This window comes from Okeania sp. SIO2B9, from assembly GCF_010672505.1.
GTDB classification, from domain to species: domain Bacteria; phylum Cyanobacteriota; class Cyanobacteriia; order Cyanobacteriales; family Microcoleaceae; genus Okeania; species Okeania hirsuta.
Map to the genome: position 1 here is coordinate 1 of NZ_JAAHGK010000201.1, position 7747 is coordinate 7747.

The 7747-nt window shown below is 41.3% G+C and carries 4 protein-coding genes; 2 read left to right on the forward strand and 2 right to left on the reverse strand.

Annotated elements, in window-relative coordinates; translation table 11 throughout:
* Positions 1-250 precede the first annotated feature (250 nt).
* Complete coding sequence (locus tag F6K13_RS09625) at positions 251-1681, reverse strand: ATP-binding protein (protein ID WP_287287288.1); 1431 nt, start codon at positions 1679-1681, stop codon at positions 251-253.
* A 300-nt stretch (positions 1682-1981) separates the two neighbouring features.
* Between F6K13_RS09625 and F6K13_RS09630 the strand changes: the two genes are divergently transcribed.
* Together F6K13_RS09630 and F6K13_RS09635 are read left to right on the forward strand one after the other, a co-directional pair.
* Positions 1982-3001 (forward strand): ATP-binding cassette domain-containing protein, encoded by a 1020-nt coding sequence (locus F6K13_RS09630; protein WP_124155015.1) that lies wholly within the window; start codon positions 1982-1984, stop codon positions 2999-3001.
* A 1178-nt stretch (positions 3002-4179) separates the two neighbouring features.
* A complete protein-coding gene (locus F6K13_RS09635; RefSeq protein WP_240041614.1) occupies positions 4180-6012 on the forward strand; it encodes a sodium:solute symporter in 1833 nt (610 codons plus the stop codon).
* A gap of 226 nt (positions 6013-6238) precedes the next feature.
* On the opposite strand, the gene F6K13_RS35010 is transcribed toward F6K13_RS09635, so the two are convergent.
* On the reverse strand, positions 6239-7747 hold a 1509-nt coding region (locus F6K13_RS35010; protein ID WP_353735650.1), incomplete at its 5' end, for a PQQ-dependent sugar dehydrogenase.

The following is a 7747-nucleotide window of genomic DNA, read 5'->3' on the forward strand; positions in this document are numbered from 1 at the left end:
ATGCTCAAAATTAGACATCCCCATAAAAGAGGGAACAAGGAGAAATAATTAAAAATAAAATCAATTCTTATCCATAAATTATCAATTATTCCCCTCCCAGGAGGGGTTAGGGGTGGGTTCCCTGTTGCCTGTTGCCTGTTGCCTCTTTTCTGGAGATGTCTATTATCAAAAAATTCTTTTTCATACCCTAAAGTTGGGTTGATCCTAACGGATAAGCTACGCTAACGTGCCTCAACCCAACCTACGCCCTTTATTCCCTTATATTTAACTCCGGCGCATCTTTCAAAAGAGGATTAATATCAAACCAAGGGCCAATTTCATCTTGATACTCATAAACAAACATACTCCGAATTAAAATTTGGTATCCATCATCTCCCGTTACTTTTTTTGTCTGAGCAACTCGGCGCAATAATTCCCACTCATGGTCATCTACAGCTAAAAGTCGCTGATTGCGATAAGTTTTAATTACATTGGCAACACTAGCGCGGGAGATGGGAAGATCCCCTTCTTCCATAATAGCCTCATTAACTATTCGCAATACATTCCTCACATGACCACCACTGAAACGACATAAGTAATCTAAAGTTTCCTGACTATCAAATATTTCGGTAACTTTTGCCAAACGTTGCTGTGGATCTAATTCTGGAAATGCCCTTGCCAACACTAACTGCCGCATTAACTTCATTCCTTCAGCACATTCACTACCATCGCGCAACTGTGTGGCCACCATTGGCAATATTTGAGGGTCTTTCTTAAATCTTTGAGTTAATGTGTCGTAGTCATTGGAAAACCTCAGTGCCATAGGAAGAGTATAAATCAGATGACAATGAAGACTCATCAGTTGTTCGCCCCGGTCAACAAATAGATATTCTGGTTGAGGTCGCCCCCAAGGTTTAGGTGAGCTATCAACTTTTTCCAAGTTGTCAACGATAACCACTAATCCTTTTTTGCCATACTTTTTCAACTTTTCATTAGCGGGTTCGAGCAATTCTTTGTTTATAGTTTCAATAATTCCGCTAGTGCGGGGTCCGAGATATTCTCTGAGTTTAGTACGAAGTTCTGGACTAGCTTTTGCCTGGGCAGTAATTTTACCAATTCCTAAAGCTACAAATTCTAATCCTTTTTCGTCAGCTTTGACTTGACCAACTCCAGGCAAACCGACTTCTGCTGAAAATGAACCTTCACTGCTAGCTGCCACTTTACCCACACCAGGAATATTGGCTTCTGCGGAGAGTTCAATTTCTGTCTGCAATAATTTTGCAGCTCCCTGAAGTAGACCTTTTAATCCTTTTGGTTCCTCCAAGTTAAGTTTTTCCAACTTCTCCAAACTTCTGCTGACCTGTTGTGCAATAGTTAGAAAAATATCGCCTACATCTATATCTCCCATTTCTAGGTTTTTGTCAGATTCAAAATAGACAACGTGAAAGCCTTCTGTTTCTAACTGTTGCTTGAGTTGCCATAATTCTGTAGACTTACCACAACCAATATGTCCGGTGAATAGTTGGCAAGTAGGTCGGCCTAAAGACCAGAGAGTAATAGTATTTTTTAATTTTTTTATAACTTTTCCTCCACGCACAGTCGAGAAGTCAATGTAGTATTTTGGGTTAATTTCTACATTGTCTATAAACAGAGGAATGCCAGGGTTTGTTGCCTGAAAAAAGGCTTGGGGATCTAAAGGCATAATTATTTATGAGAAGCTACTTACTCAATTTTATCGCAGGGAACATTCAAGAATTTAGAATTTAGAATTTAGAATTTAGAATTTAGAATTTAGAATTTAGAATTTAGAATTTAGAATTACCTCTCCTTGAAAAGAAGAGGATTGACTAATCATGAAAATTTTTATTTATTATCCCCTTAAAAGAGGAGGCTTTAAACCACAATATTTCGATAAGAAAAACTTTTCTATCTGCTGGTTTTCTGCCGACAATAATATAAACAATTACAATGGTCGGAGGAAACTCTATATTTACTAATAATCATGGTACCAGCAGTTTTAATAGAAAACCTTCAGAAAAGTTATGGTTCGGTTACAGCAGTTAAGGACGTTTCCTTTCAGATAGAACCTGGAGAAATATTTGGTTTACTTGGCCCTAATGGTGCAGGTAAAACAACTACACTACGCGCTCTGTGTACTCTACTTACACCAGACGCTGGACGTTTAGAAGTATCTGGTATTTCAGTAGTTGACCAACCGAGAATAGCTAGACAACGTCTTGGCTATGTTGCTCAGGAAGTGGCCATTGACAAGGTTCTTACAGGCCGAGAACTACTACAACTGCAAGCAGCTATATATCATATTCCAGGGAAATTGGCAAGGGAAAGAATCGAAGGAGCGATCGCTCTTCTGGGAATAGAAGATTGGGCGGACAAAAAAACAGGTACTTATTCAGGTGGTATCCGCAAACGTCTAGATTTAGCAGCAGGTTTATTGCATCAACCAGATGTTTTAGTTTTGGATGAACCCACAGTAGGTTTAGATATTGATAGTCGGATAGCAGTTTGGGATTTTTTGCGTGAGTTGCGAGACTCTGGTACAACAGTTTTAATTACCAGTCACTATCTTGAAGAAGTCGATGCTTTGGTAGATAAAGTAGCTATTATTGACCAAGGTCTGGTTATTGCTGCGGGTACTCCTTTTGAACTTAAAGACCGAGTGGGAGGCGATCGTATTACTCTCCGTGTTAGGGAATTTTCTTCTACTGAAGAAGCAGAAAAAGTAAAAGCATTAGTAGAAAATTTACCAATGGTTCAAGAAGTTATTGTTAATGCTGCTCAAGGCAATTCTTTAAACTTAGTGGTGACACCCCAGAGTGATGCTTTTACCACAATTCAAGAGTTACTGTATCAGCAGGGTTTACCTACTTTTAGTATTGCTCAAGCACGACCAAGTTTGGATGATGTTTATCTAGCAGCAACAGGAAAAACTTTGATGGATGCAGAATTAGCTGCTGTGGGTAGTCGTGACTTAAAAGCTGAGAAAAAACAAAGTATGCGTTAAACGTTGGCACTTTGTAGGTTGGGTTGACGTTCAGGAAACCCAACAACAGTTATTGTATCTGTTCAACAGTTATTGTATCTGTTCAACAGTTATTGTATCTGTTGGGTTGCGAGATACGCTTAACCCAACCTACTGAAGTCAAAGTCCAGTAGGGTGTGTTAGGGACAGCGTAACGCACCATCAATAGCTGAAGCTGTGGGTAGTCGTGACTTAAAAGCTGAGAAAAAACAAAGTATGCGTTAAACCTTGGTACTTTGTAGGTTAGGTTGATGTTCAGGAAACCCAACAACAGTTATTGTATCTGTTCAACAGTTATTGTATCTGTTCAACAGTTATTGTATCTGTTGGGTTGCGAGATACGCTTAACCCAACCTACTGAAGTCAAAGTCCAGTAGGGTGTGTCGGTCCAGTAGGGTGTGTTAGGGACAGCGTAACGCACCATCAATAGCTGGAATCGGCGGTGCCTTAGAGCTGATTAACGCACCCTACTTCTATTGTCCAATAGTAACGCACCATCAATAGCTGGAATCGGCGGTGCCTTAGAGCTGATTAACGCACCCTACTTCTATTGTCCAATAGTAACGCACCATCAATAGCTGAAATCGGCGGTGTCTTACATTTGATTAATGCACCCTACTTCTATTGTCCAATAGTAACGCACCATCAATAGCTGGAATCGGCGGTGCCTTAGAGCTGATTAACGCACCCTACTGGACTGACACAGCTAATTTTATGCATGATTATGATTGGGGTGGGGGCGGGTTTACTCAGTCCTGAGTGACACCATTAACTTAACGCGGAACCCGCCCCTACTGGACTGACACAGCTAATTTTATGCATGATTATGATTGGGGTGGGGGCGGGTTTACTCAGTCCTGGGTGACACCATTAACTTAACGCGGAACCCGCCCCTACCCGATGCACCATTTTGGGTGTGCCACTCCACTACTTCTACTTCTATTGTCCAATAGTAATGCACCATCAATAGCTGACATCGGTGGTGCCTTAGAGCTGATTAACGCACCCTACTTCTATTGTCCAATAGTAACGCACCATCAATAGCTGGAATCGGCGGTGCCTGAGAGCTGATTAACGCACCCTACTTCTGTTGCCTGTTGCCAGATGAGCTGCGCACAGCGCTATATAAGTAATCAACCGGACATAATATAATAGAATCAATGGTACTGATAAGGAAAGTTGAGGAGTTTATGCATTTAATTGATTATACTATTGTCGTCATCTACCTGCTGGCGATCGTTCTGTTTGGCATATTTCTCCAGCGGAAAGCATCCGCTGGCATAGACTCTTACTTTCTGGGCGATCGAAATATGCCTTGGTGGGTATTGGGGGCATCCGGGATGGCTTCCAATACGGACATTGCGGGGACAATGTTAATCACAGCCTTAGTCTACGCCTTGGGAACGAAGGGATTTTTTCTGGAACTCCGGGGTGGCATTGCCTTAATTCTAGCAATGTTCATGATTTTTATGGGCAAGTGGAATCGTCGCGCCCAAGTTATGACTTTAGCGGAATGGATGCATTTGCGTTTTGGAGTCGGACGGGAAGGAAATATCGCCCGGATAGTTAGTGCTGTTGCTGCTATTATCTTGACCATTGGCAGGATCAGTTACTTTGCCATCGGTGGGGGCAAATTCTTAGGAGAATTTATTACTGTCGATGCCCGTCTGGCCTCAATTTTAATCATATTCCTGGCATTGATATACACTGTCCTTAGCGGTTTTTATGGGGTGGTGTTAACAGACCTGTTTCAGGGAGTTTTGATTTTTGTGGCTATCATCTATATCTGCGCGATCGCTCTGCAACTTCCTCCTCTACCAGAGACATTTGCTATTTCTATTCCGGGAACCGAGCAATTGCACGAGTGGAATTTTAGCGAGTGGAGTAGTATATTCCCCTCTATGGAAGTAGACTTGCCAGGAGACTATGGTCGTTTCAACTTGTTCGGCGCTATCCTTTGTTTCTATCTGCTGAAAGTATTAATGGAAGGGTTTGGCGGTATCGGTGGTTATATGATGCAGCGCTATTTTGCCGCCAAAAGCGATCGGGAAGTGGGGTTAATGTCCCTGTGGTGGATATTCTTGCTTTCCTTTCGCTGGCCTTTGGTAACTGCTTTTGCGATCCTGGGCATCAATTACGGCATTACTAACCAAGTAATTCCCGACCCGGAACTGGTCTTGCCAACAGTTATCGCTACTTACCTACTAGTGGGAATCAAGGGATTGGTATTAGCTTGTTTTATCGCTGCCGGGATGTCTACTTTTGACTCCTTAATTAATGGTGGTGCTGCTTACTGGGTGAAGGATATTTATCAAGCTTATCTCAATCCGCAAGCTGACAACCGCAAACTGCTGGCTCAAAGTCGTTGGGCATCGGTTATCATTGTTATGGTGGGATTGCTATTTAGCTTCAGTATCTCCAATATCAATGAAATTTGGGGATGGTTGACTCTGGGATTGGGTACGGGTCTGGCGGTTCCTCTGCTGTTAAGATGGTATTGGTGGCGGTTTAATGGCTATGGATTTGCCACGGGTATCGCTGCTGGTATGGTGGCCGCAATTGTGACTAAGGCGATCGTCTTACCTTCCTTCCCGAATCTGCAACTTGCCGAATTTATCCAATTTCTAATTCCTAGCAGTTGTTCTTTGGCAGGATGTATCGCTGGCACTCTGTTAACCCCGGCAACGGAACGGTCAGTTCTGGAGAATTTTTATACTGTCACCCGTCCCTTCGGTTTTTGGAAGCCGATCGCTGTTAATATTCCCCGCAATCTCACGGTCAATATCGCATTAGAGAACAGGCGTGATTTGCTGGCGACTGCGATCGCGATTCCCTGGCAAATAGTTTTGTGTCTCACGGGAATTATGTTTATGATGAAACGTTGGGATAATTTCCTGATTCTATCCCTGTTGTTGCTTGTACTTTCTATCTGTTTGTACTTCGTCTGGTATAGATATCTGTACGGAAGTCAAAATTCAAAAGTCAAAAGTTAAAAGTTAAAAGTAAGAAAAACGAAAGAATTTAAGCCAGGAAATTATTTAAGAGTATACCAAGTAAAGTCTGTATTATTTTGATAAGCTTGAGCTACAAAGATATTGAGCGATCGCTATTAATATTAAATGCGGATTTGATATTATTTTTAGTTGCGCTTTAGGACTAAACATCTATCGACGCCTAGCATGGGAGCAAGATGCTCCCACTGTAGGGAAATGGCGATCGCTAACTTCTGAGGAAGAAATCTTCTGCTTCTATTGATGGAATATTTGTCAAAGTGGCAAATTGACCTCCACTACCGAAACCAGCTTGACTACCATTGGGATTATAGAATAATTTTCCATTTTCACTATTATAGACAATGACTGCTTCAGAAGTTTCTGCTAGCTGATCATCAGTAACTGTGGCAAATTCTCCCGCAATGCTGAAACCTGTTCCTGAATCGCTGTTGATGGCAGTAAAAGTTGTCAGGTCTAGAAGAATAATATCTCCCTGTGTTTGGGAAAAATCAGTAATTGTATCTATACCTACATCCTCAGTCTGAAATTCATCATTAGTGTTAAAGATAAAGCGGTCAATACTACCACCTCCTGTAAGTTGGTCGTTTCCTGCTCCACCGTTGAGTCTGTCGCGACCAATACCTCCTTCTAGAGTATCGTTACCATCACCCCCTAACAAGATATCGTTACCAGGGCGACCAATTAACAGGTCATTACCAGATTTACCAAATAGGCGATCGCTTCCAGGACCACCATTAACACTATCATCACCCCTACCACCATTGAGAGTATCTCGACCAACACCACCAATTAATGTATCGTCCCCACCATTACCAGTCAGGCGATCGCTACCTCTTCTACCAAAAAGTTGATCGTCACCTTCTCCACTCTGAAAATTATCATTGTCATTAGTACCTTCTATCGTTTCATTTTCAGGAAATTGTATTCGATAAATTCGATTGTTTCCTTGTTCGGTAAACAACAAACTACCATCCGGTAAAACCTGTAAACCAACTGGACGACCCCAAGTTTCAGGTTCTGCGGAAACGTCCAAGAAACCTGTTAAAAAATCTTGATATACTCCTGTGGCATTTCCATTTTCATCAAAGGGTACAAATACTATTTTAGAACCTGTGGGTTCTTGACGACCGAAACCACCTCTAAATGCAACAAATGCTCCATTGTGATATTCTTCTGGGAAAGTTTCACCATCATAAAATTGCAGTCCTAAAGGTACTGAATGTGCTTGAAATAATACATCGGGAGTTTGAGTTTCTGTTACAAAATCTGGAGTTTGAGTTTCCGGTACGAAATTAGGATTTTCTTGTGTTATAAATGGGTCTGGTAAATCTGGTGATAAATAAACATAAGGCCAACCATAAAATTCATCTTGTTCTAATCCTGTTAAATAATCAGGAACTAAGTCATCACCTAAATCATCTCGTTCATTTACAGTGGTAAAAAGTTGACCTGTTATTGGGTGAAAATCTAGACCTACAGGATTTCTTAAACCAAAAGCAAAAGTTTCTTGATCGGAACCATCTAGATTCATTACTTGTACAGATGCTCTAGGTAAATCTTCTATTGTTACGTTGCCAGCGGAACCAATAGAAACAAAAAGTTGATTGTCTGGAGAAATTGCTAAGTTCCGAGTAAAATGATTTCCAAATGGTGGTAAATCTGCAATTTTTTCGCCAGTACCATTAATTTCTGTTTCCCCAATATTATAAGGATA

Coding starts and splice junctions, on each gene's coding strand:
- F6K13_RS09625 (WP_287287288.1), bottom strand. CDS start 1,681: ATGCCTTTAGATCCCCAAGCCTTTTTTCAGGCAACAAACCCTGGCATT.
- F6K13_RS09630 (WP_124155015.1), top strand. CDS start 1,982: ATGGTACCAGCAGTTTTAATAGAAAACCTTCAGAAAAGTTATGGTTCG.
- F6K13_RS09635 (WP_240041614.1), top strand. CDS start 4,180: ATGGTACTGATAAGGAAAGTTGAGGAGTTTATGCATTTAATTGATTAT.